This is a genomic window from Clostridium sp. Marseille-Q7071, assembly GCF_965112025.1.
Map to the genome: position 1 here is coordinate 4,567,204 of NZ_CBCOPR010000001.1, position 25,004 is coordinate 4,592,207.

At 29.1% G+C, this 25,004-nt stretch carries 27 protein-coding genes; 2 read left to right on the plus strand and 25 right to left on the minus strand.

All coding sequences use genetic code 11. The features are described 5' to 3' along the window. Nucleotides 1–642: 642 nt before the first annotated feature. Nucleotides 643–1,914, plus strand: a complete 1,272-nt coding sequence (gene brnQ / locus ACWPW7_RS21705; RefSeq protein ID WP_454055258.1) for a branched-chain amino acid transport system II carrier protein — start codon at nucleotides 643–645, stop codon at nucleotides 1,912–1,914. A 50-nt stretch (nucleotides 1,915–1,964) separates the two neighbouring features. On the opposite strand, the gene ACWPW7_RS21710 is transcribed toward brnQ, so the two are convergent. From ACWPW7_RS21710 to ACWPW7_RS21720, 3 genes are all read right to left on the minus strand, one after another. Further along, complete coding sequence (locus ACWPW7_RS21710) at nucleotides 1,965–2,096, minus strand: hypothetical protein (RefSeq protein WP_454055259.1); 132 nt, start codon at nucleotides 2,094–2,096, stop codon at nucleotides 1,965–1,967. 450 nt (nucleotides 2,097–2,546) lie between these two features. Further along, the gene (locus tag ACWPW7_RS21715) at nucleotides 2,547–3,575 is read right to left on the minus strand and encodes an epoxyqueuosine reductase (RefSeq protein ID WP_454055260.1); all 1,029 of its coding nucleotides are present in this window, start codon (nucleotides 3,573–3,575) and stop codon (nucleotides 2,547–2,549) included. A 33-nt stretch (nucleotides 3,576–3,608) separates the two neighbouring features. After that, nucleotides 3,609–4,787 (minus strand): acetyl-CoA C-acetyltransferase, encoded by a 1,179-nt coding sequence (locus ACWPW7_RS21720; protein ID WP_454055261.1) that lies wholly within the window; start codon nucleotides 4,785–4,787, stop codon nucleotides 3,609–3,611. 237 nt (nucleotides 4,788–5,024) lie between these two features. On the opposite strand from ACWPW7_RS21720, the gene ACWPW7_RS21725 reads away from it, so the two are divergent. Continuing rightward, complete coding sequence (locus tag ACWPW7_RS21725; RefSeq protein ID WP_454055262.1) at nucleotides 5,025–5,915, plus strand: LysR family transcriptional regulator; 891 nt, start codon at nucleotides 5,025–5,027, stop codon at nucleotides 5,913–5,915. Nucleotides 5,916–6,108: 193 nt separating this feature from the next. Here the strand turns inward: ACWPW7_RS21725 and ACWPW7_RS21730 are convergent, their stop codons facing one another. The 22 genes from ACWPW7_RS21730 to ACWPW7_RS21835 form a co-directional block, all read right to left on the minus strand. Then, entirely contained in the window at nucleotides 6,109–6,237 is a 129-nt protein-coding gene (locus ACWPW7_RS21730; RefSeq protein ID WP_454055263.1) for a hypothetical protein, read from the minus strand. A 310-nt stretch (nucleotides 6,238–6,547) separates the two neighbouring features. After that, the gene (locus ACWPW7_RS21735; RefSeq protein ID WP_454055264.1) at nucleotides 6,548–8,368 is read right to left on the minus strand and encodes an N-6 DNA methylase; all 1,821 of its coding nucleotides are present in this window, start codon (nucleotides 8,366–8,368) and stop codon (nucleotides 6,548–6,550) included. Nucleotides 8,369–8,418: 50 nt separating this feature from the next. Next, a complete protein-coding gene (locus tag ACWPW7_RS21740) occupies nucleotides 8,419–8,595 on the minus strand; it encodes a hypothetical protein (protein WP_454055265.1) in 177 nt (58 codons plus the stop codon). A gap of 289 nt (nucleotides 8,596–8,884) precedes the next feature. Beyond that, nucleotides 8,885–9,895: a type II TA system antitoxin MqsA family protein gene (locus tag ACWPW7_RS21745; RefSeq protein WP_454055266.1), complete on the minus strand. Its 1,011-nt coding sequence runs from the start codon at nucleotides 9,893–9,895 to the stop codon at nucleotides 8,885–8,887. Between the two features lie 477 nt (nucleotides 9,896–10,372). Beyond that, nucleotides 10,373–11,200: a metallophosphoesterase gene (locus tag ACWPW7_RS21750; RefSeq protein WP_454055267.1), complete on the minus strand. Its 828-nt coding sequence runs from the start codon at nucleotides 11,198–11,200 to the stop codon at nucleotides 10,373–10,375. Nucleotides 11,201–11,519: 319 nt separating this feature from the next. Further along, nucleotides 11,520–12,641: an AAA family ATPase gene (locus ACWPW7_RS21755; RefSeq protein WP_454055268.1), complete on the minus strand. Its 1,122-nt coding sequence runs from the start codon at nucleotides 12,639–12,641 to the stop codon at nucleotides 11,520–11,522. Nucleotides 12,642–12,657: 16 nt separating this feature from the next. Then, entirely contained in the window at nucleotides 12,658–13,446 is a 789-nt protein-coding gene (locus ACWPW7_RS21760; RefSeq protein WP_454055269.1) for an RNA ligase family protein, read from the minus strand. Nucleotides 13,447–14,099: 653 nt separating this feature from the next. Then, on the minus strand, nucleotides 14,100–14,930 hold the full coding sequence (locus ACWPW7_RS21765) for a GNAT family N-acetyltransferase (RefSeq protein WP_454055270.1): 831 nt from the start codon (nucleotides 14,928–14,930) through the stop codon (nucleotides 14,100–14,102). 269 nt (nucleotides 14,931–15,199) lie between these two features. Beyond that, nucleotides 15,200–15,325, minus strand: a complete 126-nt coding sequence (locus ACWPW7_RS21770) for a MetS family NSS transporter small subunit (protein WP_454055271.1) — start codon at nucleotides 15,323–15,325, stop codon at nucleotides 15,200–15,202. 16 nt (nucleotides 15,326–15,341) lie between these two features. After that, nucleotides 15,342–16,835 carry a sodium-dependent transporter gene (locus ACWPW7_RS21775; protein ID WP_454055272.1) on the minus strand — a complete coding sequence of 498 codons (1,494 nt, stop codon included), beginning with the start codon at nucleotides 16,833–16,835 and terminating at the stop codon, nucleotides 15,342–15,344. A 736-nt stretch (nucleotides 16,836–17,571) separates the two neighbouring features. Further along, nucleotides 17,572–17,862: an ethanolamine utilization microcompartment protein EutM gene (gene eutM, locus ACWPW7_RS21780; RefSeq protein ID WP_454055273.1), complete on the minus strand. Its 291-nt coding sequence runs from the start codon at nucleotides 17,860–17,862 to the stop codon at nucleotides 17,572–17,574. 54 nt (nucleotides 17,863–17,916) lie between these two features. Beyond that, nucleotides 17,917–18,207, minus strand: coding sequence for an ethanolamine utilization microcompartment protein EutM (gene eutM / locus ACWPW7_RS21785; RefSeq protein ID WP_039633170.1), 291 nt, complete (start codon nucleotides 18,205–18,207; stop codon nucleotides 17,917–17,919). A 56-nt stretch (nucleotides 18,208–18,263) separates the two neighbouring features. Then, nucleotides 18,264–18,914, minus strand: a complete 651-nt coding sequence (locus tag ACWPW7_RS21790; protein WP_454055274.1) for a phosphate propanoyltransferase — start codon at nucleotides 18,912–18,914, stop codon at nucleotides 18,264–18,266. Then, nucleotides 18,914–20,512, minus strand: a complete 1,599-nt coding sequence (locus ACWPW7_RS21795; RefSeq protein WP_454055275.1) for an acetaldehyde dehydrogenase (acetylating) — start codon at nucleotides 20,510–20,512, stop codon at nucleotides 18,914–18,916. Before ACWPW7_RS21795 ends, ACWPW7_RS21790 begins: the two co-directional genes overlap by 1 nt. A 33-nt stretch (nucleotides 20,513–20,545) precedes the next feature. Next, a complete protein-coding gene (locus ACWPW7_RS21800; RefSeq protein ID WP_454055276.1) occupies nucleotides 20,546–21,301 on the minus strand; it encodes a BMC domain-containing protein in 756 nt (251 codons plus the stop codon). 20 nt (nucleotides 21,302–21,321) lie between these two features. Next, a complete protein-coding gene (locus ACWPW7_RS21805; protein WP_454055277.1) occupies nucleotides 21,322–21,984 on the minus strand; it encodes a cupin domain-containing protein in 663 nt (220 codons plus the stop codon). Between the two features lie 74 nt (nucleotides 21,985–22,058). Further along, entirely contained in the window at nucleotides 22,059–22,322 is a 264-nt protein-coding gene (locus ACWPW7_RS21810; RefSeq protein ID WP_039633159.1) for a EutN/CcmL family microcompartment protein, read from the minus strand. Beyond that, nucleotides 22,300–22,620 carry a BMC domain-containing protein gene (locus ACWPW7_RS21815; protein ID WP_039633157.1) on the minus strand — a complete coding sequence of 107 codons (321 nt, stop codon included), beginning with the start codon at nucleotides 22,618–22,620 and terminating at the stop codon, nucleotides 22,300–22,302. Before ACWPW7_RS21815 ends, ACWPW7_RS21810 begins: the two co-directional genes overlap by 23 nt. A 62-nt stretch (nucleotides 22,621–22,682) precedes the next feature. Beyond that, entirely contained in the window at nucleotides 22,683–23,528 is an 846-nt protein-coding gene (eutJ, locus tag ACWPW7_RS21820; protein WP_454055278.1) for an ethanolamine utilization protein EutJ, read from the minus strand. Then, nucleotides 23,510–24,193, minus strand: a complete 684-nt coding sequence (locus ACWPW7_RS21825) for a cobalamin adenosyltransferase (protein WP_454055279.1) — start codon at nucleotides 24,191–24,193, stop codon at nucleotides 23,510–23,512. The genes eutJ and ACWPW7_RS21825 overlap by 19 nt, the downstream gene beginning before the upstream one ends. A 6-nt stretch (nucleotides 24,194–24,199) precedes the next feature. Continuing rightward, the gene (locus tag ACWPW7_RS21830; protein ID WP_454055280.1) at nucleotides 24,200–24,646 is read right to left on the minus strand and encodes a EutP/PduV family microcompartment system protein; all 447 of its coding nucleotides are present in this window, start codon (nucleotides 24,644–24,646) and stop codon (nucleotides 24,200–24,202) included. Continuing rightward, complete coding sequence (locus ACWPW7_RS21835; protein ID WP_039633150.1) at nucleotides 24,643–24,996, minus strand: BMC domain-containing protein; 354 nt, start codon at nucleotides 24,994–24,996, stop codon at nucleotides 24,643–24,645. The genes ACWPW7_RS21830 and ACWPW7_RS21835 overlap by 4 nt, the downstream gene beginning before the upstream one ends. Nucleotides 24,997–25,004 lie beyond the last annotated feature (8 nt).

A 25,004-nucleotide genomic window follows, 5' to 3' on the forward strand; every position in this document is an offset into this window, starting at 1 on the left:
AGGTTACTTTAAGTTAATAAAAATCTTTCTAATTTGTGAATTTTTTTAATTTTTTAAAAACAATAACATCCACATTAGTAGGTATTTTCATTTCATTTATGTCATATAAGAAATCTTCTGTAGAAATTTTTCGGTATGATGAGTCAATATTAATTATTGTGAATTTTTGACTAGTTCTCAGAAAAATATGTGTACGTAGGGAATCCTCTTTCTTCTTATCATCAAAATATGATCAAATTATACTTAGATAGTTTACTTTTGTCTCCCCTTTATCTACACTTAAAACTTTAGTAGCTTTCTCTACTAATCCTTTCTTCTATTATTCTATTGTGCTTTTTATTCAATGCTTAATAGCTTTAATTATTCATCTATTAATGAATCAAAAATAACCTATTGCCTTTACTCTATCTAAAAACTCAATAGAAGTTATATTCTAATCTAATAAGAATATAACTTACTATCACCTATTTTTATAATATATACAATACCCTTTTCTTTATACTCTTACTTGTATGGCTAGGTATATATCATTATATATTAACAATGTGTTAACATTATGTTAACAACCGAAAATGGTGATTGCTTGATAAAAATAGCAATTAATATTATAATGTTTAAAACAAAATTAAGGAGGAAACCATTGTGAAGAAAAATACGAAAGATGTAATTATAGTAGGTTTTGCTTTATTTGCCATGTTTTTTGGTGCTGGTAATTTAATATTCCCACCATTTTTAGGTAATATGGTGGGCGACCAATATATTTTAGGAGTTATTGGATTTGTATGTACTGGAGTTGGCCTACCACTTCTTGCTATAATCTCCACAACAAAAGGTGATGGTACCTTTGAATCAATGGCATCTAAAATAGGGCCAAAATTTGCTTTAATTTTTGCCACAATATTATTTATAGCAATAGGTCCCATGCTTGCAATTCCAAGAACCGCTGCAACCACTCATGAATTAACCATAAACCCTTTAATACCTAGTATTACTCCTTTTGTTTCAATGATAATATATTTTGGAATAAATTTAATATTTGTACTAAAAAGTTCTTCTATAATTGATACTATAGGTAAATATCTCACTCCCACGTTAATAGTCGTATTAACATTTTTAATAATAAAAGGAATAATTTTTCCTATCGGCGATATTATTCATACTGATGTAACCTCTGTATTACCACTTTCTTTTATAGAAGGTTATCAAACTATGGATGCATTAGCTGGATTATTGTTTGCTTCAATTATTACAAATGAACTTAGATCAAAAAACTATTCAGAAAAAGAAATTCTTCCTATGACACTTAAATCAGGCGGTGTTGCTATAATTGGCCTAGCATTCATTTATGGTGGTTTAATGTTTTTAGGTGCTCAAACAAGTGGATTTGAAATTTCTAATTTATCTAAGACAAGCCTATTATTATTAATATCCAAATCTATATTAGGTAATCTTGGTTCTACTGCTATAGGTATTGCTATTGGACTTGCTTGTTTAACAACTTCCATTGGATTATTAGCTTCCGGTTCTTCATTCTTCGAAAAAATATCAAATGGAAAACTTCCTTATAAAATAAATGCAATTGTAATTTCGATAATAAGTATTGTAATTGGGTCTCTTGGTGTTGATAACATTATTAAGATATCTGGCCCTATTTTAAGTGTACTATATCCAGTAACAATAACTTTAATATTTACTACGCTAGCTGATAAATTCATAAAAAATATAAAAGCAGTGCGAATTGGTGTTTACACTTCATTAGTATTTGGTATACTTGGAATAATACCTTTTATTAATCTAGATTTTATACCTCTTGGTAAATCAGGCTTTGCTTGGCTTGTTCCAACTGTGATTTCTATATTGATAGGATATATTGTATTTCCTACATCAAAGCAAAAAATAAGTGATTTATACTAAAAATAATGATTGCTTAGTGTTTTATTAACACTAAGCTTTTTATTTATAATCTATTTTTTGATACAAGTTTCAATATATTTTAATCCTTCTATAGTTTTAGTTTTCAATACATATCTAACTTTATTTTCTTTTACTATTCTTAACCTATACATTATATCAATCTGACCTGTTTCTAATATCAAATGTTTTTTTGACCCACTAGCATCATGAATGTGTTAATGAGAATTTTCACTTTCAAGTAATAAATCCATTCCTTCTTTTATAAATTATTAATATCCATCACAATTTTCAATGCATATTTTAAATCTTTTAATATCAATACTGTTTCTGTGTATTGTGGTAAATTCATGTTTATTTCTATAAAATCTTACCCCAATTCCTCACATAAATTTGCACACTCATTTATAAAGAATGGCACTATATTAATGTTGGCATTCTATATGATATTTTATTCATTTATTATAATCCCTCTACTTATAATAAAATTATCTAATAGCACTTATTTATAGTACGGTTCACCGTATCAGTAGCAAGTGCTATAGTTTTTATCTCATCCCTAAATAGAATTGTTTGCAAAAAATATTTCAAATCCATTTCTGAAATAATGCGCTGCTGATTCAAAAAAGCACTTATTATAGATTCAATTTTTTAATTGCCCATTGCGCCATTTCTCTTACCTTTGAATTGTTATCGTTACAAGCGTACAGTATGTATTCTCTATATTGCTCCTTGTAGTCATTTACCATTGCGTTAATAGCATTAACTTTCCATTTCCAAACATCAGCTTTTTCTATATACCAAAACTTAGACTGCATTACTTCTTCTAAAAAGTAATAATCCATTTCTATAATTTTTTCTAAGGATATATGTTGACTTAATTCTTGCAAATTAGGAAACTCTTCTGTTTCCTTCCAACGGTTTTTATTCATAGGGCAAACATCTTGACAGACATCACATCCATAAACCCAATTTCCTATTTGTTCTCTGTATTTTTCGTTAGGCATATCCCTACCCATAAATGTAGTTATACAAGATATACACGCCATAGGATTCATTGTATATGGCTGGTATAAAGAAGCTGAAGGACAAGCTTTTATGCATAGATTACACTCTTCAGAGCAAACTTTTACTTTTGGTACTTCTATAGCTTCAAGTTCTTTATCAATGAGCCATGCCTCTAAAGACAGCCATGAGCCATTTTCAGTATAAAAAAAGTTATTCTTTCGAACTATTCCAAGTCCAGCTTTCAATGCTGCCCAGCGTAATGCTGTAAAACCAAACTTACGCTCATTTTCTGCTCTAAGCCCTAAGTCTTGCATATATTTTTCAAATTTCAAGCTATCTTGAAAATCTTTAGAGTTCTCATCTTTTCTTATATCAGCTAAATAATATTTTGCAATCATACCTTTTAAATGTTCTGGAATATGATATTTTCCATATCTTCTTACACATATGACAATTGATTTTGCCCAAGGATGAGTATCTTGTAAATGTGTAAAACGATAAAGATTTTGGTAAAAACCTTTGGCTTCTGGAATGAGATCAATCCTTTCATTGAGTTTTTCCTCATATCCATCAATTTGGGAGATCTTAATAATTCCACACTTTTCATATCCCATTTCCAGTGCTACACTTTTTATTTTCTCTGCTAATAAAGTCATTTTCCACACTTCTTTCTAAATTGATGATTATAATTAATCTCTTTCAACTATTAAGGCAGTTCCTTGACCTCCACCAATGCATAGAGTAGCAAGTCCCTTCTTCGCATCCCTTTTTTCCATAGCATGTAGCAACGTTACCAAAATACGTGCACCAGATGCACCTATAGGATGTCCAAGTGCTATAGCTCCACCATTAACATTAACTTTACTCATATCTAAATTTAAATCTTTAGTTATGGCTATACTTTGAGATGCATAGGCTTCATTTGCTTCAATTAAATCTAAATCTTCACATTTTAAATTAATTTTATCTAAAGCAGCTTTTGTTGCATAAAATGCACCATATCCCATTATTGCTGGGTCTAATCCAGCTGATCCATAGGAACTAATTTTAGCAAGTGATTTTATTCCTAGAGCTTTAGCTTTGTCTGCACTCATTATTACTAATGCTGCTGCTCCATCATTTAGCCCTGATGCATTTCCTGCTGTCACTGTACCATTTTCTTTAAAAATAGGCTTAAGTTTTTTTAATGCTTCTATAGTATTTTCAAACCTAGGGAACTCATCTTGGTCAAATATTATTTCACCTTTTTTTGTTTTAATTACTACAGGAACTATTTCATCTTTAAATTCTCCGTTCTTAATAGCTATTTCGGCTTTTTGTTGTGATAGAAGTGAAAACTCATCTTGTTCTTCTCTTGTTATATTCCATTTTTCTGCCACATTTTCTGCTGTTACTCCCATATGATAGTCATTGAAAGCATCCCATAAACCATCTTTTATCATTTCATCAACTAGTTCACCATGTCCCATTCTTTGTCCCCATCTTGCATTGTCAAGTAAAAATGGTGCGCTAGACATGTTTTCCATACCACCTACTACAATAGCATCAGCATCGCCAGCTTTTATAATTTGAGCTGCCAAACTTATAGATCTTAATCCTGATCCACAAACTTTATTAATTGTAAATGCAGGTATTTCTACAGGTAATCCTGCTTTCACAGCAGCTTGCCTTGCTGGATTTTGGCCTAAACCTGCTTGAAGTGCATTACCAAAAATAACTTCATTGATTTCATTAGGGTTTATATTTGCTCTTTTAACAGCCTCTTTTATTACTATTGCACCTAATTCAACTGCTGGTACATCTTTTAAAGTTTTACCATATGCTCCTATTGCAGTTCTTACTGCGCTTACTATTACTACATCTCTCATTTTTTATTCCTCCTATAATCTAGTACATCCTTGCTATTTTCTAGCAAATATTATTATGCAAATTCATTTATTTTTATTGATATAAAGTTATTCTCAAAACTTACTTAATCAATTTTATAGCTGCCTATGAATTTATACTATCAAGGAACTATATATTTGTAAAATTGATATATTTGAATTGACAATTCGATTTTATCAATATATTATTAACTTAATATAAAGATTGAGGTGAAATAAATGGATATTAGACACTTTAAAACCTTTAAAAGTATTATTGAAGAAGGTAACTTTTCAAATGCTGCAATGAAATTGGGGTATACACAATCCACTGTTACCTCACAAATTCAGCAGTTAGAGCAGGAACTCTCAATCAAGTTATTCGAAAAAATTGGTCGCAATATGGTATTAACTCCATTTGGAAAAGAATTGATACCTTATGCAAATGAATTACTTAATACAGTGAAAAAAATTAAGAGTATTGGTAAATATGGCGAGAATATTACAGGAGAATTAAGAATTGCAGTTGCAGAATCATTGATGTCTTATAAATTACAAACTGTATTGAGCTTGTTCAAAGAAAAAGCTCCTAATGTAAAACTTTCCATAATTTCTCTCAATTGCTATGCTATAAAAAATATCTTATCGAATGGTGAAGTAGACCTTGGTTTAATGTATGATGTAGGAAGTCAAAATGATAATTTAACTACTGTTAAGCTTTCTGATTTCAATTTAGCTTTAATTTGTTCGTCATTATTCGAACAAGAAAATTTAGATTTTTGTAAGCCAAATCAAAAAATAAATACAAGCCTTATCATTAATGAAGTTGAATCCATTTATCGGAAAATAATTGAAAGTTATTTTTTTGATAAGAATATATTCTTAAATAATACAATTGAACTCGGGAGCATAGAAGCAATAAAAAAATGTGTTGCAAGTAATTTAGGAATTTCGTTCTTACCCCGATTTACAGTAGAAGAAGAACTTGAAAATGGTAATTTAAAAGAACTTAATGTTGACTGTTCTGATGCTAAAGTTACAGCAATATATGCTTATCATAAAAACAAGTGGATTAGCCCTGCAATGTCGTTGTTTATTGAATTAGTAAGAGAAAACTTTAATATTAGTTAAAATAATCTTCCGCTTGTATTACAAAAATACACCAATCCTTATTTTCTTATGCATTTGTTTTCAAAGTAATATTTTCTTCTTATAGATTTAATACTTGACTTTATAAAATAAAAAAAGCTTAGTGTTTGACTAACACTAAGCTTTTTATTTATAATTTATTTTTTGATACAAGTTTCAATATATTTTAATCCTTCTATAGTTTAGTTTTTAATACATATCTAGCTTTATTTTCTTTTACTACTCTTAATCTATTCATTATATCAATCTGACCTATTCCTAATATTAAATGACTTTTTTGGCTTGCTAGTATCATGAACGGCATATAGTTATTTTCTTTAAATAAAAAATCACTTTTTATATGCTCACTTTATTCTTTTTCTTTTAATTTTATTGGAAACAGTAAATCTAATTGATGTTCATCACTTTCTACCAATTAAGATATGAATGATAAACATAATTTAGACCTTCCTCTAATAATCCTCCCATAACTTCACCATTGTCATCAGTAGTAAGTGCAGTTTTCCTAGTCAATATACTCAAAATGAATATTTCATAAAATATCTAATTATCGCTTAAAAAGTAATTAATTTCATCATCTATGATTTTCAAATTTTGATTATATATCTCTTTTGCTAGTCGGATTCTTTCTTTATATTTTTTTCATTTAGTGTTATTCTTTCAGCCAATTGATTTTGTTCATCAATATTTATATCAGGTATTAACATTTCTTTTAATTTATTAGGATTTAGAGCAATTATAGTTGCTCCTTCTTGAATATATGATAATAATTCTTTGCCTTTTTTACTATTTAAATAAAACTTTAAAAAATATGGATTATAATTTGATTTTAATCTTATAAGTAAAATATTACCCGAAAATACGCAAGGTGGCATCCCTTCTTCGTATATAGCAGTTTTAATTAAAGATCCTCTAGCAGATATTATAAGATCTTTTGGTTTTAATTCATATAAACTTATTTCTTTCTCTGTCAATTGATCAATCTTATCATTGAATTCAATAGCATCATTAATTAAATCACTTATTTTAATATAATAATAAGAACTTATATTTAAATCATCAGTAAGACGATCTCTTGATATTTGTAATCCTCTTTTTATATCAGCTACTTCACTCAAACGTCTCATTTTTAAATTTTCTAAATTTTTTATTGTATAGTTTATATAAAATGAACTATCAAGCTCAAACTTATTATTTGCGATAGTTGATAACTCAACTATTTTACTATATCCTTTCTTCTCAACAAAGTTACAATATGCATTAATTATCTTCTCTATATGTTCTTCAGATAAATCATTTCTTCCGCGTTCTTTTTTGGTAAATTCTTTACTTGCATCAATAAATAATATTTTATTTTTTATTGGTTTATCTTTATTTATTATTAAAACTTCAATTGGAATAGTCTTTGTCCCATATAAGTTATTTGGTAATGAAATAACTGCTTCAATAATATCATCATTTAAAATTTGTTCTCTTATTTTCCTTTCTGTTTTACGAGTTAATGTGCCTTTGCTTACTATAAAGGCGGCTTTTCCACAATAACCTAATGCCTCCAATCCTCTTTGTATAAATATCCACTCAGCATTATTTTTATTAGGAATTCCATATTTAAAATCATTCTTATAACTTATTTGTTTTTCGTCCCAGCTTAATCCAAGTGGTAAATTAGATAATATAACATCAACTTTTTTATTTGTACTGAATGCTATAGGCTCTTTTAAACTATCATTTATATTAATCTCAGGATATCTTATTCCATGTAATAATAAATTAATTTTACAAATAAGTATTATTTTAAAATTAATCTCTTGACCATAGAATTTTATTTTTGTATTGTTTAAATTACTATCATTGCATTGATTAATAACTTCACTTAAAATTCCACCAGTTCCACAAGTGATATCGGCTATACTCATATTTTCACTAATATTAAATAATCTTGACATCAGTTTCCTTATAGGTAACGTTGTAATAAATGAGTATGAATTTAAATTATTACTTAAATATTGTAAAAATAATTCAATGAATGGTCCTGTTATGTTTTTCTCCGAAGATAAATCATGAAAATTACAATTAGCATATGCAGAAATTATCTCTTTTACATAACCTACTTCAATATAACTAAGACTTGAAAAACATAATTCAGTAAATATTCCAGCTAATTCAGGATTAGAATCTTCAATATTTTTTGCTTCTAAGTATAAATTGTTTATAAAATCCTTATTGTAAAAATTAGAATTATTAATCAATTTGTTATAATTAAATGTAGTTCGCCATAAAAGTCTTTCTTTTGAGTCACTAATCCATTTTAGAAGTAATATTCCTATAGGAAGAAAAATAATTTCTTCCTGAGGTCCTTGAGATTTCAATAAATCAAATGAATGTATTACCTTATTTATAATACTATCAATTATAATTTTATGTTCCTTAATCATATAGCCTCCTTATATACTACGGATATACAATTTTATCATATTAAAAAATATTAATTTTCATCATTATGAAATGAAATACATACAACTTCGTCTGGAGGATTAAATCTTATTTTTATATATATAAGTTGATTTTTTAGATAGTCGATTTTAAATTTATAAATATATCCTAGATATCCATTTTTATCACTTTCAGGTCCAACTGGTCTATCGTTAGGACTTAACTGCATTATCGCTTCCTTAACATCATCTAATGTTAATTCAGCATCTTTTAAAAATTTTGAGTTTTTATCTCGCTCCCCCGCGAATTTAAAGTTACCTTTTGATATATTTTTCTTTACTTGTTTTAAAAATTGTTTTAAAAACTCAACTTGTATATATCATCACCTCTTTCTATTTATATTATTTGTATACTCGTAGTAACTAATTATTTTTTAAAAAATAATATGCAAGAATCGTCTTGCATATTTAGTATAAATTACCATATAAAATCTGTCAAGTCCTTCATATAATTTTCTTTTAAAACTTCATCTTTAATTCATCTGCATAATCATACGAAATAATATTGTTTATATCATTTTCAATACAATTAAGTTCTTTATATGATTCATCAGAGATTTTGTCGCAACTCATATTTTTTAATTTATTGATAACTGAATCAATAACTTCAAGTTCAGATTTAGTATATATAGACATATCATAATTATTTTTGCTTATTATTTTTATCTTACTTGAAATAGAATTTTCATCCTCAATTTCCTGCTTATAGAATTTATCATCCAATAAATTTATTATTTGTTCATATCCCTTACCTTCAATTACAGGACCATATCGCTGTTTTATATATCTTAACCCTGTTATAGATCTTACACTTTCTTGAAAATTTTTAAAATCAATAAACCATAAATATTTATTTAAACTTGTTTTATACAAGTTATCAACTTTAGATGCAATATAACTTATCAAATTTTCCACTCTTTCAATATCAAATTTTCTAAATCCATTTAATATATCCTCATCGTGCTTTAACTCCAGTTCAATTAATGAATTAATTAAATTTCTTTTTGAACTATTAAAAGAAACTGATACTTTTTCATACGTTTTTAAAGTAATTCGTTTAGCTTGCAACGCTTCATATACAATTGATTTAAAATGTTCCTCATCTTTAATAATAGCTTTTAAAATATCACTATGACTTTTACTTGGAAATGAACCATTCTCATATCTATTAATAGTCATCTTTCCCCAACCAAGAATATATACAAGTTCTCTTTGAGATAGATTATATTTTTCTCTAAATTTAGTAATCTCTTCCTTAGATATTAATCCCGTTAGTTCTCTATATTTATTATATAACCTTTTTAAATTGTCGTTTTCAATGCCTGGGACAAAAATATCTGTGCCACATTTATTGCAAACTGCAATGTTTTCTTCAACATTCACACTTTGTCCTTTATATTCTTTAATAATATTTTTTCTTATTGTATAAACTACTTTTTCTTTACATACTTCACAAAAAAAATTTTCCATATTCATTTTCTCCTTTATCTTTAAACATATTTTTAATATTGTTTTAAGATACTCTATATTTATATAATATCATTTTTAAGATAAAATCGCCATCATTTGATGGCAAGTTTAAAATATATTTTTTATTCTAACCAAATTATATAATGCTATACTCCATATATTTAAAACAATTATTTTTGTTTTAAATTCTCTTAGCTTTTAAAACAAAGATATCAAAAAATCGCACCTATTTATTGTATGGTTTAGCTTTTCTAATTCTAAAACCTTCTAATACGATGATACCGTATTTTATATAACAATAGGTTACACTAAAAGTAAAAGTTCTAATATATCTATACCATCATAATAATATAGTAATTTCATATACTATGTTAAATTTTTAAAAAGTTAAATCTTTATTTTAGTTAGGTAATTTTAAAGAGAAGCTTGTTTTTATTACAAGCTCCTCTTTTATAAAATTCCTAGAATTAAATCTATTTATATTTTAATAATAAAAGTAGTTATCTCTGGAATGTTTCCTAGTCTAGGACGTAACTTGGTATTTCCTAGTCCTGTATTTACATATAGTTTTGTTTTTCTCTCATTATTTAATTGATAAAAGCCTTTATTATACCTCTCAGATAATACGTTGTTAATTATTGGTCCATAGAAAGGTATATATACTTGTCCACCATGACTGTGCCCTGCAAGAGCTAAGTCTATAGGATAATCTTTAAAATCATCTATTAAATCAGGTTCATGAAGAATTAATAAATTAATATCACTTTCATTAATACCATGCATAGTTTCTTCTGCATTATAGCCACCCATAAGTTTCTCGTCAGCTCCAAATATTCTTATATCATCACCTTCTAATTTTATATATTCACTTGAATTTTTTAACACTTTAAATCCTGATTGTTCCATAATTGAGTCATAATATCTAGCTGCTCCCCCTCCATAGTCATGATTACCATATACTGCATACTTTCCTATTTTACAATTTATTTTGCTTAACACATCAGCTATTTTAGATATATCTTCATATTGTGATGCATTATCTATCAAATCTCCAGTAAAGACAACTATGTCAGCCTCTGTACTATTAATCTTTTCTACCACTTTTTCTAATTGTTCCAGTGAAAAAAACTCTCCTAACTGCGTATCTGAAAACTGAACAATTTTTAATTCTTTTCTTTCACCTTTATCAATAATAGTCCCATAGTCTTTAACTCTCATTAACTTAGGCTCTATATACATTGAATATACTCCAATAATAGCTACAATTACTATTAGGTATATTATTATTCTCTTTAATATTTTCATTTACCTACTCCTTATACTTATAGATTTAAACCTTTATACAACAATTACTTTATATGTCTTAATAGGAAGTTAGAGATATCTTTTCATACTATATCTATATTATATAAAAATAAGAAGCCTATTTTTTTAATAAGCTTCTTAAATATATAAAATTTTATCATATTATCATAGATTTTAAAACTAAGACTTAATTTATTATTTTCTTAATTAACAAATAGCTTTATAAGGCCTTGATTTTTATAATATCTAATAGCTCTTTTTTGAGAGTTATTTTATCTATAAATTCACTTATTTTCTATTTTCATAAAATAATTTAAAGCTAACTGTTATTAACTATATACTCTACTTCATATCCTTCCCAGTTTTCTATCATATCAAATTTTCTTATCATATTGTTTATAACTTTCTCAGGTACAACTCTATCTCTAATTTTGTTTCTTAAAAGTAGTTCTCTATAAGATACTTCAACATATATAAATCTCACTCTAGCACCATACGCTGAGAACAGACTACATAAACTTTTTCTAATTTCTTTTGATATATTAGTAGCATTCCATACAAAAGAAATTTTTTTCTTTAGAAATTCTTTTGCTCTCTCTTTAGCAATAGCAACTACTTTTGCAGAGTCTTTTCTTGGTGAAATGTTAAATTCCTTCCTAATACTATCTAGTGAAATCATAGGTATAGATTTTAAGTAACTTTCTATATAGGTATCCTTTCCAGCAAGAGGAAAACCGACCATTATGGTTACTTCATAGGTTGTTATATCAAAGACCTCATCACCATGCCATATGTTTTGCTTATTTAAATATAAAAATTTAGTATATTTATTAGTAAACTTTTTTGATGAATAAAAGCAACCTAACTCTTTTGCATAATCTTTAAAGCATTCTATATTATCAAGAATATCCTCTTGATCATCACATTCTCTTCCTAATAAATCAGCTTTTGCAATAAGATATAATAATTTCATGTTAACAGATTGGCTAGCTTTAATTAAATCATAATCCATATCTTCCCTATCAATAAAAAATAATGGGAGTCCATGATATTTAATTAATGAAGCTACTTCTTCTCTTAATTTAAAACTTATATGATATTCTTTATAAAAAATCTCTCTAAAAAGTTTTGAACCTTTCACTCCATGCTTAGGGGATACTATTTCATCATTTTCTAATCTAGTACAAATCAGCTTTCCTATATCATGAAAGAAAGCTCCAAGATACACTGTAACTCTTTCAACATTATCAAGTTTCTTCCACTCCTGCAATTTAATTAGTTCTTGGCAGACCTTTTTAGTGTGAACATAAACATTTCCTTCCCTATGATATTTAGGATTTTGATCTATATTTTTAAACTTATAAATAATAGGAAAATCTTTTGTTATTTCATCAAAATCAAAACTTTTATCTACAATATTTTTTATTAGCTTATTATCCATAACTCTTCACCCACCTTTAAGAAAATATATCTATTCCAAATTTTAATTTGTTGGGAATTATAGGTCTATTTAACCAGTGAGTTTCTGAATCTGAAATTGTATTAAGAAAAGAAGATCTCACATACTTAAATCTATCCATAACATAATCTTTACTTTCTACCTTTATATATAATCCTTCCATTAAATCAGAGCAATCTGTTTGTTTTTTAGCAATATCAAAGGATAAATTTAATTCCTCACAACTTTGCCTTAAGGTTTCTTCATTATTTGATGATTTGAAATTAGATTTTGATAAAAGCGAAGTTAGTTCTTTGAAGTTGTTTAATTTCCCCTCATGAAGTACTAATACAGAAATAACAAATTTATAATCTTTAAGGATTTCCTTTCTTCGTTTTGTACTTAAAAATTTTCCTTCTTCTTTATCAAAAATATCAAATTCCATAAAATAATGAGTTAATTCATCATAAAACACTGTGTGTTTTGCATAAAGCCATTCCCCATACATAACATATCTATTTCCCAAAAGTTTATATAAATCATGAGTATGGCAACTTGTCCAAGTTTTGAAGAGTGAAAATTGCTTTTCTCCATAACCTCCATTTAAAAAATGTCCTCTACTTTGTAAAAGCATCTCTCCATTTTCATCAAAACTAATTCCACAATTAGCCCCATCTACTTTTTCCTCAACTACTATATATTTATCTTTTATATAATCAAAATTAATAACTTTTAAATCCTCATCTCCACTTTGAAGTCTTGATCCTTCAATATGACGGGTTCTAGGATACTTATATATTCTTTCCATAAAAAAATACCTCTTTTCTTAGTTAATTGTTAAAATAAAAAAGTTGTGATCATTACTTTTCACAACGCAAATAAACTAAAAAGAAGGTATTCTTTTTAGAAAATTATTATGCTATAAAAAGTATGTTCCACTAATAAAAAGAGTACATCAAAAACACTCCCATTTTTTCAATTTTTAAATGGGAATACTATAATTAATATTATCTATTTTGATAAACTCTCATTATTTATACCAAGTTATATCGGCATAATAGACAAACTCTTTTCTAAAAGAGCCAATCCTAGAACATACAGAATTACATAATAATCTTCCTTCCAAATTTTATATAAACTACTATTTTTACATATGATAACATATTATAAAATTTATTGTCAATGTGTTAGATATGAATTATACATATTCTAAGTATTGCTTTTTATCTTATTAAAATTATTTCATAACACTATTTAAAACAATATATTTTATAAAAGTATATAAACTTATAAAGTATTATCTTAATTATAAACATAATATAATAAAATCTAGAAAATAAACAGGTTTAGTTTTTTAAAATAAAAATTAATCAGATAGCACTCAAAATAAAAAAGATACTTTATTATCAAATATAACACTTGATAATAAGGTATCTTTTTTAATATATAAGTATTATTCTACTACTTATTTTCGTAGTTATACTTTTTTAAGTAATTAGCAACCGCTTTCTGATTTTCGTGCCACCATAGTATTTCACAATCTTTTACTTTGGTAAATCCTAGTTTTGCAGCTAATTGATTTGAAGGTTCATTTCCATAGTCAGCGTCCCACAATGGAATAAGTTTTTTATTTAAACTAGTATTTATAAATATTTGACATGCTTTAGTTGCAAAGCCCTTTTTTCTAAACTCTTCTCTTGTATCAATGCTTATTTCTGAATAACCTCCGCCTATATAGAATGTAGTACAAACACTAACTATTTCCTTATCCTTCATAATACAATAGCCAATTCCATTTGAGCAAAAATTTCTTGGGGTTCCCCAATGTACTTTGAAAGTACTATCCATTTCATCTGCATATTTGTAAAAAAGTACCTCATCCATCTTTTTCATTTCATATTCACTACTTAAATCTATGTCATCTATATTTTCACCTTCATAAATATAAATCGAACGTTTTAACCTTACTACACTTCCTCTTAGCATTTCCTCTAATATATCAATCCACTTATTTGATGATGCATATAAATCATAAAATATATGATGATTTTCTACTTTCTTTAAAAAATCTATAATATCTTTATTGAAAGCTTCATTTGTTTCATTTCCTAATACCAAATATTTACCCGAAACACTTGCTATTAAACAGCTTTCAGGGTTATCAATACAATTCACATAGACCTCTCCTGGAATATTATTATCAATTACAGAAAAAGCAAATTTGCATTCTTCTCCTGAGCTATTTAATAACTCAGTAACCTTATAATATTGATTCTTTTCTAAATTTTCCATCCTAAATGCCCCCCATCAACCCATATAAATATTCTTGTTTTAATCATTGTTTTTCTTGTAATAACTATCTACAGATAAGCTACTGAAAAGTTAATCTACAACCAATAACTACACTATTAAATATTTTAATTCATAACTTAAAATAATGTACAACTCACAATTTAATGAAAACTACTAAAAAGTATAATTTCACGCAAATTACAGAAGTTCTGCCATTAAGTTCTTTTGTAATAAAACAGCTTATGCTTTCATTTAATACTTCAAATCCATTAATTTTGTATTTTACTGTTTTCTAAGCAGTTATCTTTTTTCATTGAGATTATTATAGTAGTTAATAATCCTCCCCAAAGTACTGTTGCACCTATACCGAAGAATATTATTGCATTTAATGTCATTTTCATCACCACACCTTTATTCATTTTTTAAATTAATATTATCTCTCCAAGGTTGTCTACTTATTAAAATTGCTCCGGTAATTCCTATTAAAATAACTCCCCATCCATAAACAATTAATGCCGGTAAACTGTATCCACCATAAGGTGTACGCATTTCTGTAATAAAACTTTGAACTAGAATGAAAGTTAAAACAATTGGGTTTATATATTTAATAATTATATCCCACCATTTTCCTATTCTATAATAAGATACTGAATTTGTATGATCACGAATAGTTTTAGGTTTTACAATCCATCCTACTAAGATAGTTTCTAATAATCCAACTACAACTACTCCATAATTATTAATAAAGTTATCCATAATATCTAATAGGTATAATCCTGCTCTAGTTGCAAAGGAGATACTTATAATAAATCCAATTAACAATATTCCTGTTACTACTTTTTTACGTTGCCATCCTGTTTTATCTATTATGGCTGAGGAAATTGCCTCAACTAAGGATACTGCTGATGTTAATCCTGCAAATATTAAGCAAGTAAAGAACAATACAGATAGTATATTTCCCCATGTGCCCATCACTGAAAATACTTTAGGAAATGCTATAAATGCAAGACCTATGCCATCAGATGCAACTTTATCAATAGATACTCCTTGATTAGTTGCCATGAAGCCAAGTATTGCAAAAACCCCTATGGCAGATAAAAATTCAAATCCACAATTGGCAAAAGCTGTCATGAATGCACTGTTATTTATATCTGTTCTTTTAGGAAGATAACTGGAATAAGTCATCATAATTCCTGTAGCTATGCTTAATGAAAAGAATACTTGTCCATATGCTGCAATCCAAACTTTAGGATCTTTAACTTTTTGCCAATCAGGTGTAAACAGTGTGTTTAAGCCTAAAGAAGCACCTTCTAAAGCTACCCCCTTTATTACTATAATTATCATTATTATTAATAGAGCTGGTAATAGTATTTTACTTAATTTTTCAATTCCAGCTTTTATTCCTTTATAACATATAAACCAGTTAATTAGCCAAACTAAAGTTATTCCTATTAGTATTGGAACAATTATACCTCCAAAATCGAAAGGCGATGATGATAATTTTAATACTTCATTATAAAAGTAACTATTAGTGTCATTTCCCCATACTTTATTAAAGCTTAATGTTAAGTACTTTATAGCCAAACTCAAAATCATTGAATAATAGCATAAAATTATAACTGCGCTAATTATAGGCCACCAACCAAGCCATTCCCATTTTTTATTTGCTCTTGCTATTGCTAGTGGTGTTGAACCTCTAAATTTATGCCCCATTCCATATTCAAGAATTAATAAAGGTATTCCTGCTGTGAATATAGCGAAAAAATATGGTATTAAGAAAGCTCCACCTCCATTTGAATAAGCTATGTAAGGAAATCTCCATATATTACCTAGTCCTACAGCAGAACCAATAGCTGCAAGTAGGAACCCTGCTTTTGTCCCCCATTGTTCTCTGGATTTTTTCATTTCTATTCCTCCTAAACTATTTGACTGAATCTTCCAAATATTGATATTTATAAATAAAAAAGCCCCACAGTTTATACTATGAGACTTTTTTACCTAGGATATCATAAAAGTCCCATAGTCTATCTATGGGACTCCATTTATTTCAATACAAATAATTAGCCACCATAGATGCAAAACGCCTGTTTTGGCGATTGCATCTATAGTAGTATGTAACGTATCTATATATGCAACCGCTATCTTAAGTTAGCTAATAAGAGTAGATTATTCAATTTTGAAACAGATATATTTATTTTGATATTCATAATAATCCTCCTCTTGGTAATTTTATGTTATGATATCATGCTATTCTAATAATGTCAATGTAATTTAAAAAATAATATAAAAATAATGAATCATTAGAAATTATTTCTTTCTTTTGATAACATAAGCAAATCTTTCTCAACTATATAATTAATTTCCAGATATTCGAAAACTTTAACACATTTATTTTAACTAAAACAAGCTTTTTCATAAGTAAAAACGCCGCTAAATTATCTTTAGCGGCGCTTTTTATTATGTTATACTTAATTGAGGCATCTTCAAAAAAATAACTAGTCAGTATACTAGTCTATTTTCCATCATACTGCGTCAACAGGTTTCACTCATAGCTTAAACTATGAGCGAAACCTGTTTCCTTGTCTGACATAAAATAGGCGTCGCATCTTTGACTAGTTATTTTATTTCAGATTCCTAGAATCTATTTTGCAGCTTCTTTAGATGCTGGAAGAATTACTTCAACTTCGCTGTGTGGTCTTGGAATTACGTGAACTGATATTAATTCTCCAACACGTTGTGCAGCAGCAGCACCAGCGTCTGTAGCAGCTTTAATAGCTCCAACGTCACCTCTAACCATAACAGTTACAAGTCCGCCTCCAATATATTCTTTACCTATTAAATATACATTTGCAGCTTTAACCATAGCATCTGCAGCTTCTATTGCTCCTATTAATCCTTTTGTTTCTATCATTCCTAATGCATCGTGTTTCATATTAAAATCCTCCTAATCGGTGTTTTTTATTATGTTATGCTTTAATTAAAAATCTTATTTTGCAGCTTCTTTAGATGCTGGAAGAATTACTTCAACTTCGCTATGTGGTCTTGGAATTACATGAACTGATATTAATTCTCCAACACGTTGTGCAGCAGCAGCACCAGCGTCTGTAGCAGCTTTAACAGCTCCAACATCACCTCTAACCATAACAGTTACAAGTCCGCCTCCAACATATTCTTTACCTATTAAATATACATTTGCAGCTTTAACCATAGCATCTGCAGCTTCTATTGCTCCTATTAAGCCTTTTGTTTCTATCATTCCTAATGCATCGTATTTCATATTAAAATCCTCCTAAATATTTTTTATTTATATATTTTAATTTTTATTTATAACCTTTATTTAACTATTGTTATTTTTGATTTTGAATTAATGCCCATTGCATTAGCTTCTTCAATATCAAGATGACATTCAAGACTTGAAGAATCGTTAGCTCTAATAGCCACGTTGCTATATATTCCGCCTCTTAAATCTTCAAATTTTATTGATACTATTTCTCCATCATGTACTCCTAAATTTCTAGCATCTTCAGGTGTCATGTGAATATGTCTTTGTGCAACTATTAATCCTTCTTCAATTTGAACAGATCCCTTTGGTCCAACTAATGTAATTCCAGATGTTCTGTTTAAATCTCCAGACAATTTTACATGTGGAACTGCTCCAAGTTTAATGCAGTCTCCAGCTAATACTTCAACTTGAGTCTTACTTCTTACAGGACCAAGAATTCTAACCTTCTCAATTGCACCTTTTGGTCCGCAAATTGTTACAACTTCCTTACAAGCATATTGTCCAGGTTGAGATAGTTCTTTAAGCTTCGTAAGTTGGTAATCTTTACCGAAAAGACTCTCTAAATCCTTTTGTGAAAGATGCACATGTCTATTAGAAATTCCTACTGGAATCTCAGATGAATTTTTCTGAACTCCATTATTTGCTTCATTGCCTTTAATGGCTTCTAGTAAAACTCTTAATACTTCTTCATAATTATTCATTAGTTTGCTCCCTTCATAGTAGCAACTATTTGATTAACTAAGTCTAAAAGTTCTTCATTTTTTGTGCTTTCACTATTGCATTCAGTACAATTGTTAGTGCTTTTAGCAGAATCATTCACTTTATTTAAAACTTCTGCTGCTGCTGCAATTTGAGCTGGGCTCATATTCATAAGTTGATTTTGTACTGCATGGCAATTTTCAGCAGTTTTTATACGGTTGAAAGTTGGATCATTAGATGCTAATGTTGCGCAGTCTTTTAAACCATAAGCAACTCTTTTTATGTTTATAAGGTGCTCTGGAGTAACGTTCTCAGATACTGAACTTCCTCCCCATGTACCACAACCTAAAGTAAATGAAGGGTTAAGACCTGTGCTTGCACCTGTTCCACCTTGTGATCCACCAGTATTAACAAGAATACGAGAAGCTGGTTTTCTAGCAAACTTCATAACCATATCTCTATCTTCTGTATGGATACTCATTGTATGACCAATTCCATTTTGAAGTAATTCAATACTTAATTCACATGCTTCATGCCAATCTTTTACTGTATAGAATGCAAGAACTGTTGTAAGTTTTTCAAAAGATAGTGGATTACCTTCACCTACTCCATTTTGCTTTCCTATAAGTACTTTAATGTCTGATGGAACTGTAAATCCTGCAGCATTTGCAATAACTTGTGGACTTCTTCCAACAAATTTAGCATTCATAGCATGTCCATTCTTAAACAACAGCTTACAAACTTTATTAGTTTCTTCTTCTGTCATGAAATATCCGCCTTGCTTTTTGAACTCTTGAACAACCGCATCATAATTGCATTCTTCGCAAATTATTGATTGTTCTGAAGCACAAATTGTACCATAATCAAAAGTCTTACTTGCAATAATATTTCTAACAGCCTTTTCTACATTAGCAGTTCTTTCAATGTATGCTGGAGAGTTTCCTGCTCCAACTCCAAGAGCTGGTTTTCCTGAGCTGTAAGCAGCTTTAACCATTCCTGGACCACCTGTAGCTATTATTATAGCAACTTCTTTGCTTTTCATTAAATCATTTGTAGCTGCAATTGTTGGTATAGTTACAGAGCTTATGATGTTTTCTGGTGCACCAGCTTCAATAGCTGCATCTCTCATTAATTCAACTGCCTTAATTGTACATTTTGCAGCAGATGGATGTGGTGAGAATACTATAGCATTACGAGATTTAATTGCAATTATAGATTTAAAAATTGCAGTAGAAGTTGGGTTTGTTGAAGGTACTATACCCATAACTAAGCCAACTGGCTCAGCAATCTCTATAGTCTTATTTACCTCATCTTCTCTAATTACACCTATAGTTTTCATGTCTTTGATTGAATCATATAATATAGTAGATGCTAAATGGTTTTTGAAAGTTTTATCTTCAGCTTTACCAAAGCCTGTCTCTTCAACTGCCATTTGTGCTAAGCAAGCTTCATTTTCTTCTGCTACTCTAACCATATTACGTAAAATTTTATCAATTTGCTCCTCAGTATAATCAGCAATTTTATCAGCTGCTATTTTTCCAAGTCTAGCAAGATTTCTTGCTTCTTGTATTGAACGCAAATCTTTATCAAAGTTTTCCATTATTCATTACTTCCTTTCATAAACCTTAAATAGCTAGTTTTTCTCGTAATATAATTTAAATTTAGTAATTAGTGTATTCTTACCTGCCTTTGAGGTGGCCCTACCTGTAATTCCAAAATCTTTATATTCACGAGCTAAATTTCTAAGCTTAATAACTTTTAGCTTATCTAGTATTAAAAGGGTTTGTTCTATACCATTTTTATTTACTAGATTATCTACATCATCTTTATGCAAATTCTCTAAGTCTAACTTATGTAGTTTATCTAAATCCACTTCTAAAGCATCTTGATCTTCTTTAATCTCATCTTCAGTTTCTACTACATATACTTCTTCTGTCTGTTCTACATCTTCTGTTTCTTGTACTTCTTCAGTTTGCTCTGCTTCTTCTACATCTTCTGTTTCTTCTAATTTTTCAGTTTGTACTTCTACTTCTTCTGTTTTTTGTATTTCTTTGGCTTGTTCTACATCTTCTAATTCTTCATTAGATGATGGAACTTCTAAAACTTCTGGTGGAGTATTAGGTCCAATTATGCTTTCCACTTCCTCATGAGGACGTGGAATTACATGATTCGAAACTAAAAATTCTTCATCAAGTTTTTTAACAGCTGCTACTCCAGCTTCTATAGATGCTTGTACTGCACCTACATCACCTGTAACTAAAATTGTAACAAGCCCTCCACCTACATAAGTTTTTTCAATAATACTTACATCTGCAGATTTCACCATTGTATCAGCTGCTTCAACAGCTGCAAGTAATCCTTTTGTTTCTATTAAACCAAGTGCTTTCATAGGCTAATCCTCCTAACCTTCTATAAAAGATCCGCCCAGTTTGCTGGATATGTTGTGTAAAATACCCTAGCTTTATCTGGTGAACCCCAAACCACTTTAGAACCTGATGGCACAAATAGCACATCTCCAGGATAAGCTGTATATGTCTTTCCATTGATTTCAACCGTTAAGGTTCCCTCAATAACATAATCAATCTCTTCGTAAGTTAATTCCCAATCAAATTTTGAATTTTCAATAACTAAAAACCCAGCACTCATTTTTGATTCTTTTTTACTTACTAATTCTTGAAAATAAGCTTTTGCATTTGGATTACCAGTATCAAATACATCCATTTTTACTGTGTTTCCTCTAACAACTTTAAGTCCATTAGGGTCACATTCTGCTTCAAATGGAAGATTCTTTTGCTTTAAACATTGAAGCATTTCTTCTAAAAGACCTTTGTCCATCATTTTTCTAAAGAAATTAAGTAACATTTCGCTGTCAATATTATCTATGCTTGGAGTTTTGTTAACTCCTAAATCCTGTACTTTAGGTGCAGGAGCTGCTACAGTAAACACTATTCCATTATTTTTTGCAAGATCTTGAGCTGATGGTGTAATTATTTCACTGCCATCTACATAAAGTGTTTTTTCGCCCTTTAATATTAATGCTTCAACATCTTTTGCACAGATTAATTTTTTCATGTTTTCACATCCTTTCAATATAGTATTTGATATCTATAAAAATCATAAAATACTATGATTTTTTCGAATGTGGCTTAATCAAAATTACAATCATGATCAATTATTCCAATAACAACTGCATCTACAGGAATATTATCATCTCCTAACATTCTGCGAGCAGATGATCCGGTACTAACGACAACTTTATCGCCAATACCTGCACCTATAATATCAACAACAATAAATCTACGTCCGTCATTTATTCCCCCAATTTCCTCAGCAAGCATAAATTTAAGTCCGCTCAGGGATTCTGCTTTTCTAGTTGCCCATATATTATCAACAAGTCTTGCTGCTATCATATTGTTTTTCCTCTTTCATTTTCAATTTAATCTCATTTAATGCAGCTTCAACTGATGCTGTATCACCTAAAATTCCAATTAAAACCATGTGCTGTGGACATAATCCCCTGATATCCTCAACGGTAACCCCAACAGCCTTTTCAGCAATATCTGCCGCATAGATCATATCGATAAATTTACCTTGAACAAGTCCTATTGCATCAGCATTTTCTAAATCTGTTTTACAATTTCCACCCATTCGTCTTTTAAGAATATCTTTAGTGCTATCAGAAGGTGATTTTATAATTCTAAAATCCACTTTAAACACTCTCCTTATTGGGCACATTCAAATAAATGACAATCAATTTATTTGAATGTGACTTATTCTATGATATCTCGTGTACAACTTAATGCTATTCCAAGTGGTGTAACAAACATAGGATTTTTAGGTTTATGAGTATATATTTTTGTTTGCTTTTGAATGATTTCTTCAATTCCTGTCAAACAACAAGTACCACCTACTAAAGAAATTTCATTAACATCATAATTTTTAATCTGATTATTAATAATTGATGACACCTTTTCAACTACTGGTCTTAGTATCGGTAAAATTTCCTTGTGATTTTTATTGTCCCTTTTGAATTTATCTGCCTCTTTAAAAGGCATTCCATAGGCACCTGAAATAACTAATGAAAAGTGTGTACCACCTGTAGGTTCATCAACAACCTGAATAACTTTTCCATCCTTTAGAATTGATATCCCTGTTGTTCCTCCACCTATATCTACAACTGCACCATTTTCAATCTTAAGTAGATTATTTGCAGCAGTAGGTTCATCTAAAAGACATGTCAACTCAAATCCTGCTGCTTGAACTACGTTTTTAATTGCTCCAGAATCTAATGCATCTGTCCCAGGTGGAATTGCAGCGGCTGCATAAAGAAGCTCTGTATTAAGTTTTTCTTCAATTTCTTTTTTAAGCTCTCTTACAATGCCTACTGCTCCGATATAGTCCACAACCATACCATCACGAACTACATCTGCATATCTATATGCTCCAGCAACTGGTTTATAATTTTCATCTAAAACAGCCAATACTACGCAGGCAGTACCTAGATCCACACCTGTATAATAAACAGAGGAATCATTAATAATTGGTTTTTCTATAACTTCTTCAAACTTTTGAACCATTTTATCGCAATATTCAAAAGTTATTTTTTTCTTTGACATTCTTTTCCTCCTACCGCTAAACAAATTAATTGAGATAATGAATTGATTATTGAATTAATATTTTCTATAATTCTATTTTTTAAAATCTCATCATCACTTTTAAAATTCTCAATTATTTCAAATTGCAATTCTCCTAAGGCACAACGAAGAGTGTGCATTTTTAAGATTGCATTGCTTTTTTCAAGCTGCATATGAAATTCTGTTATTTCAAAGCAATCCTCAAGCTCAGTTGTGAAGTTTGAGGAATTCATAAACGTACATTCTTTACAATGAATAGTTTCAAGAATACCTTTTCCATTCATAACATTTCTGATATTTGATATTTTCTTTCCCAAATTTATAACATTTTGAGCTAAAATAATATCATCTTTTAATATTTCACTACCAGTAACAAGAAATACTGCCTCCATAGATTTCAATTTATAACAAAGCTTTTTATTCAAATTTGAATTATTATTTTCTGTTTCTTTTATTGTTTCCGCCTGGTTGCTTTTAGAAACATTCTTATTTGATTTTAAAGCATCATCATTTATTTTTATTCTTCTATCAGACAAATACTGAGCTGCTCCAGGTGTAAGGCGTTGTCCTTGTTGTAACTTGTAGGTATCAAAAGGTTCTTTTCTGTGTAAATCTCTTAAATACTCTTCAGTAATAAATTTCATCATTGACATTTACTCCTCACCTTTTTCAAATAAATACTTCTTTAAAGCATCAATTCCTGTTCCCATCGGAAAGCTAGTATGAAAATATGGCTCTGATACTCCTATGATTTTTAGCTGCCTTAAACATTTCTCTTCATTCTCAGGTATTAAGTCACATTTTGTTATAACCCCGATTACCGGACATCTAAAAGACTTTGCAAATCCAGGGGAGTATATTTCAGTGCAATTAGACTGGTCAACCAATATAACCACATGGGATGCATCCTGAGATAATGCAATTACATGTTTATACATCCATGCATTTTCTATATAAGCGCCTGGAACATCAATAGTATTCTTACCGTAAATCAAATCTGGTGTTCGTCTTAATGGACCATCATAATCATTTAATGCATTAACTATTGTAGTCTTGCCAGATTTTGAAGGACCAATTACCATTATGCGCTTTTTTCTCATGTTCTTGTAATGGGAGCAGCCGTAAATCCAAGCATATCCTTTAGCGTATCATTCACTGCATTAAGTGCCGTTTCAACACTTTGAACATCACCATTTATTACAACAGAGCCTGTAAAACGATCAAGAAATCCAATTCTAACATCTGAAGCCTTTGTGGCAATGTCTGCAGCAATAATAGCAGTTTCATATGGTGAAAGAGTTAAAATCCCTATTGCTCCTTTATCCTCAATTCCAAGACGGTCATATATGTCAGGCATTGGAGATGCAATAACATGGGCTATAGTGATCTGCTTTCCTGGAACTGATTCTTGTATAACACGCTGTATATTTCTATCGAAAAAATCTCCCATAAGCTTTA

Coding starts and splice junctions, on each gene's coding strand:
- ACWPW7_RS21715 (WP_454055260.1), bottom strand. CDS start 3,575: ATGACTTTATTAGCAGAGAAAATAAAAAGTGTAGCACTGGAAATGGGA.
- ACWPW7_RS21720 (WP_454055261.1), bottom strand. CDS start 4,787: ATGAGAGATGTAGTAATAGTAAGCGCAGTAAGAACTGCAATAGGAGCA.
- ACWPW7_RS21725 (WP_454055262.1), top strand. CDS start 5,025: ATGGATATTAGACACTTTAAAACCTTTAAAAGTATTATTGAAGAAGGT.
- ACWPW7_RS21730 (WP_454055263.1), bottom strand. CDS start 6,237: ATGCCGTTCATGATACTAGCAAGCCAAAAAAGTCATTTAATATTAGGA.
- ACWPW7_RS21735 (WP_454055264.1), bottom strand. CDS start 8,368: ATGATTAAGGAACATAAAATTATAATTGATAGTATTATAAATAAGGTA.
- ACWPW7_RS21740 (WP_454055265.1), bottom strand. CDS start 8,595: ATGCAGTTAAGTCCTAACGATAGACCAGTTGGACCTGAAAGTGATAAA.
- ACWPW7_RS21745 (WP_454055266.1), bottom strand. CDS start 9,895: ATGGAAAATTTTTTTTGTGAAGTATGTAAAGAAAAAGTAGTTTATACA.
- ACWPW7_RS21750 (WP_454055267.1), bottom strand. CDS start 11,200: ATGAAAATATTAAAGAGAATAATAATATACCTAATAGTAATTGTAGCT.
- ACWPW7_RS21755 (WP_454055268.1), bottom strand. CDS start 12,641: ATGGATAATAAGCTAATAAAAAATATTGTAGATAAAAGTTTTGATTTT.
- ACWPW7_RS21760 (WP_454055269.1), bottom strand. CDS start 13,446: ATGGAAAGAATATATAAGTATCCTAGAACCCGTCATATTGAAGGATCA.
- ACWPW7_RS21765 (WP_454055270.1), bottom strand. CDS start 14,930: ATGGAAAATTTAGAAAAGAATCAATATTATAAGGTTACTGAGTTATTA.
- ACWPW7_RS21770 (WP_454055271.1), bottom strand. CDS start 15,325: ATGACATTAAATGCAATAATATTCTTCGGTATAGGTGCAACAGTACTT.
- ACWPW7_RS21775 (WP_454055272.1), bottom strand. CDS start 16,835: ATGAAAAAATCCAGAGAACAATGGGGGACAAAAGCAGGGTTCCTACTT.
- eutM (WP_454055273.1), bottom strand. CDS start 17,862: ATGAAACACGATGCATTAGGAATGATAGAAACAAAAGGATTAATAGGA.
- eutM (WP_039633170.1), bottom strand. CDS start 18,207: ATGAAATACGATGCATTAGGAATGATAGAAACAAAAGGCTTAATAGGA.
- ACWPW7_RS21790 (WP_454055274.1), bottom strand. CDS start 18,914: ATGAATAATTATGAAGAAGTATTAAGAGTTTTACTAGAAGCCATTAAA.
- ACWPW7_RS21795 (WP_454055275.1), bottom strand. CDS start 20,512: ATGGAAAACTTTGATAAAGATTTGCGTTCAATACAAGAAGCAAGAAAT.
- ACWPW7_RS21800 (WP_454055276.1), bottom strand. CDS start 21,301: ATGAAAGCACTTGGTTTAATAGAAACAAAAGGATTACTTGCAGCTGTT.
- ACWPW7_RS21805 (WP_454055277.1), bottom strand. CDS start 21,984: ATGAAAAAATTAATCTGTGCAAAAGATGTTGAAGCATTAATATTAAAG.
- ACWPW7_RS21810 (WP_039633159.1), bottom strand. CDS start 22,322: ATGATAGCAGCAAGACTTGTTGATAATATATGGGCAACTAGAAAAGCA.
- eutJ (WP_454055278.1), bottom strand. CDS start 23,528: ATGTCAAAGAAAAAAATAACTTTTGAATATTGCGATAAAATGGTTCAA.
- ACWPW7_RS21825 (WP_454055279.1), bottom strand. CDS start 24,193: ATGATGAAATTTATTACTGAAGAGTATTTAAGAGATTTACACAGAAAA.
- ACWPW7_RS21830 (WP_454055280.1), bottom strand. CDS start 24,646: ATGAGAAAAAAGCGCATAATGGTAATTGGTCCTTCAAAATCTGGCAAG.
- ACWPW7_RS21835 (WP_039633150.1), bottom strand. CDS start 24,996: ATGGGAGATTTTTTCGATAGAAATATACAGCGTGTTATACAAGAATCA.